This window comes from Citrobacter sp. TBCS-14 (genome assembly GCF_005280805.1).
Taxonomy (GTDB): domain Bacteria; phylum Pseudomonadota; class Gammaproteobacteria; order Enterobacterales; family Enterobacteriaceae; genus Citrobacter; species Citrobacter gillenii.
In genome coordinates this window covers 1-3,141 of the sequence record NZ_SZWM01000974.1, presented here as the reverse complement: position 1 = coordinate 3,141, position 3,141 = coordinate 1, and the positions used below count along the sequence as shown (strand labels likewise).

The following is a 3,141-nucleotide window of genomic DNA, read 5'->3' as shown; positions in this document are numbered from 1 at the left end:
TTTGAACCCCCGGTAGAGTTGCCCCTACTCCGGTTTTCGAGACCGATTTCATTGGTAATATTTTCAATAACTTAACTTTTCTTGCTGGTATATCCACAATATTTCCACTTCATAAAATTCAACTAGTTACGCGTTTATCCATACTTAATATACCAACACTTTCTGAGCTAAAACCTATAGTTCAAAGTACAACCTAGAGGTGAGACTGTGTGGAAGATATTCCCAGTCAATGACGCGTGAAGCCTAACTCGGCCAGCTCTCTGATGAAGCCGAACATGACATTACATACAATTTTGAACCAACTCGCAGATTGAATGCGGCAAGATATCAAAATCCTTCTGCAGTTAAATTTATATAGCTCGCGGTTACACGTGTTATATAGAATGCGAAAACAATGAAAATAAAGTGTTAAATGTTAAGGCAAATTGGCATCCTCGACTAATTTTGTCAATTTATCTATAGATAGTGGCTTTGAGTAATACCACCCTTGGACACCGCACTCAGGGAACATTTCAGTTAAATATTTCACCTGAGTTGATGTTTCTACACCTTCGAAAACGACTTTGTGAGTTATATCTTTAAAAATCTCCACCAACCCTGACAATACATTATTATTTATAGAGCATTCATCGATAGAATCTGTAATTGACTTATCAATTTTAATTTCATCTATTTGTAAATTTGATAGCCAGTTTAAATTTGAATGACCAGTCCCGAAATCATCAATAGCTATTGATATACCTTTATTATTAAATAAAGAAATAACCTTTTGGAGGGAATTTATTTCCGCGCTCTGCCTTTCTGTTAACTCCATCATTATCATACCTGGTTTTATATTTGATTCATCAATCATCTGAAACACTTTTTCTTGAAATGATTCCGACAGAAGGTCTTGAGAACTAACATTAATGCTTATAAAAATATCAAATTCCTCAGAAAGAGACATGGTTTGCTTTACTACCATTCGAAATACAAAATCACTTATTCCCTGGATTAAACCATGCTTCTCTGCAATAGGGATAAAAATATCAGGAGGAATGCTACCAATATCATGATCATCCCATCTAATTAGTGCTTCCACACCAACAATTTTTCCGGTTTTTATTTTATAAATAGGTTGATACACAAGATATAATGATTCGCTTCTTATCGCATTTTTTAATCTTGAAACTAATGATTGCTTACGTGCAACTCTTTGATTATAAAAACCACCCAGAAGAACACCAGTTACAATAGATGTAAAGGAAATCAACAACATCGTTAACCAACTATCGAAACTCATCCACGGAAATTTAACTCCCCCCATGACACAGATATTATTATTTTTATTACAGCTTTGCGTGGTAATAAGTCCTAGTTGGTAGGATTTATCATGCTGAGCCTCTTCAAGAAGATCGACCTGCTCACCAAGTTTGAACAAATGAAGCGAATGATCTCTGTCACCTACAATTGCAGAAAACCCCTTCTCTTCATGGTCTGTAACAAATCTATTAAATGCAAATGGTGAAATCGTTATGGCTAATTTTTGATTGCTTAGCAAATCAGCTTTTACATTATTTTCCAGTAACACACCAAAAAACCAAGTTACATTGTCCTTTTCAACTTTTCTATCATAGATATTGAGAAGCAATGGTGCTGGCAACACTCCCCATAAAGCACTACATATGACTGCACCATTTGAAATAAATGATATATCTTTTATAAGAGCATAGGGCCATAAGGCCACTCTTAGAGCATGAAGTTGTAGTTCACTACAAGGACTATAAGCATTAAATATTTCATAACTATCATTTATTTTATCAATCTGTTGAATGAGACTAACACTTCTATTCAAAACTCGTTCTGTATATGATGCAATCCTCTCCTTGTATATATAATACATTGAAATCTCAGACAATGAGAAAAAAATAAAAAATGAAAACGTGATTGATATCACATAAGGCTTAATTCGTTTTAAATTGTGGTTATTCTTCACACCGACCTCTTTATATGCCTGACCCTATGTAACAACATACATTCTACTATCTGTCGTGAATCAAATACATACAGTTAAAACAGATTATCGGCTAAAACAAATATATCTTTATGTTTTTTATTAGAAAAGAACGTTATAAAATAACGCAAAACCACATCCAAGTTAGATTTGTGTTTGCATTTTAGCCAAATAAGTGGCACTTCATCTTGTATTCATAGGTCTAATGTAAAGGATGTAATTCTAAGGGAAATAAGTGTGAAACCGCGCCTTTTCCCGATACTGGTACTTGGGTAAAACCGATGATGACACTGCCGGCGATCAACACTGACACCAGCAAGCACGAGAAGGAACAGATTAGCCGTACTGTTCAGGAAATGTTTGAAGAAGCTGATATGTGGATGGTTTCAGATTAAACGCCTTGAACCTTGATATTGCTTAAGTACAATCCGCCGTGACTGGCAATCATTCAATACTCGCACTATCGAACGTTCGCCAGTCCGCCGCAGCCCGTTCTTGCATACGACGACGCGGTGGCGTCTTCTCAACACCGCGCAGGAAATTTTTTGTATAGCGTTGACACCCCTACATCATAAATTATAGCCACACGTTTTCGTGACTCTCCAGCAGCAATCAACCTTCCAGCCTGAGCCCACTCTTCAGCAGTTAACTTTGGCCGTCTGCCGCCGATCCGACCATCTTCGCGCGCAGCTGCTAAACCAGCCCGTGTTCGCTCAACAATAAGCTCTCTCTCCATCTCCGCAAGCGCTCCCATGACATGAAAGAAAAAGCGTCCCATCGGTGTGGAGGTATCTATACTGTCGGTCAGGCTACGGAAGTTTATGCCGCGTTCCCTCATTTCTTCGACCAACACGACAAGATGCCGCATACTACGACCGAGACGATCCAGCTTCCAGACCACCAGCGTGTCACCTTCTGATAATGTTCTGAGCACCTTTTTTAAGCCTGGTCGGTCTGACGTTTTTCCACTTATCTTGTCTTCGAATATCAGCTCACATCCTGCACACTCAAGCGCGTTTCTCTGCAATGCTGTGTTCTGGTCATTTGTTGAAACCCGTACATAGCCTATCAGCATGATTAATCCCTTCGCTAAAAGCCTGGATCATGCCATTTGCACCTGAAATATTCATTTTTGTAAACGTTGGTTT

2 protein-coding genes and 1 pseudogene are annotated in these 3,141 nt (G+C 38.2%); 1 reads left to right on the top strand and 2 read right to left on the bottom strand.

Translation table 11 applies throughout. The features are described 5' to 3' along the window. Nucleotides 1–415: 415 nt before the first annotated feature. Nucleotides 416–1,975: an EAL domain-containing protein gene (locus FDX22_RS22345; protein WP_137399402.1), complete on the bottom strand. Its 1,560-nt coding sequence runs from the start codon at nucleotides 1,973–1,975 to the stop codon at nucleotides 416–418. Nucleotides 1,976–2,244: 269 nt separating this feature from the next. Between FDX22_RS22345 and FDX22_RS31875 the strand changes: the two are divergent. After that, nucleotides 2,245–2,388 (top strand): annotated as a pseudogene (locus FDX22_RS31875) (DinI-like family protein); the annotation flags it as partial. Between the two features lie 128 nt (nucleotides 2,389–2,516). Here FDX22_RS31875 and FDX22_RS22335 read toward each other — a convergent pair. Next, nucleotides 2,517–3,068 (bottom strand): recombinase family protein, encoded by a 552-nt coding sequence (locus FDX22_RS22335; protein WP_053390079.1) that lies wholly within the window; start codon nucleotides 3,066–3,068, stop codon nucleotides 2,517–2,519. Nucleotides 3,069–3,141 lie beyond the last annotated feature (73 nt).

Excerpts from the sequence above, each read along its gene's own strand:
- FDX22_RS22335 (WP_053390079.1), bottom strand. The coding sequence starts at position 3,068 with ATGCTGATAGGCTATGTACGGGTTTCAACAAATGACCAGAACACAGCA.